Below are 531 nucleotides of genomic sequence, written 5' to 3'. Positions count from 1 at the left end.
CAAGCCGGTCAACCTCGACGTGCGGCCGCTGTACATCGTGCTGATGGGGCTGTTCCCGCCGGTGCTGTGGCTGATGCTGCGCCGGCCGGACGCGGTGATGATCGGCTCGTTCGTGCTGTATTTCGCCGCGCGCTACTTCGAATGGAATCTGCAGGCGTTTCCGGAAGGCACCTGGTACTTCAATCCGTTCTGCTGGCAGCTGTTGTTCGTGTTCGGCGCGTGGTGTGCGCTCGGCGGCACGGTGCGGTCGCGCTCGATCATCGACTCGCGCGGCATGCTGTGGTTCTGCCTGGCTTATCTGGTGTTCGCGCTGGTGATGACGATGGCCGGCCGCTTCCAGGAATTCGGCGACCTATTCCCGCGCTGGCTGTACGACGCCTTCAATCCCAATGACAAAACCAACCTCGCCCCATACCGCTTCCTGCATTTCGCGGTGATCGTGGTGCTGGTGATCCGGTTCGTGCCGAAGGACTGGAAGGGGCTGGAATGGCGCGGCTTCGATCCCTTGATCAAATGCGGTCAGCAGTCGCT

General features: G+C 62.1%; 1 protein-coding gene. It reads left to right on the top strand.

The features are described from left to right. The coding region (gene opgC / locus DYI24_RS27650; protein ID WP_164574572.1) for an OpgC domain-containing protein at positions 1 to 531 on the top strand (531 nt) is incomplete at both ends.

This window comes from Rhodopseudomonas sp. BR0C11 (assembly GCF_010820945.1).
Taxonomy (GTDB): Bacteria; Pseudomonadota; Alphaproteobacteria; order Rhizobiales; family Xanthobacteraceae; genus Rhodopseudomonas; species Rhodopseudomonas palustris_H.
This window is presented reverse-complemented; position numbering and strand designations above follow the sequence as displayed.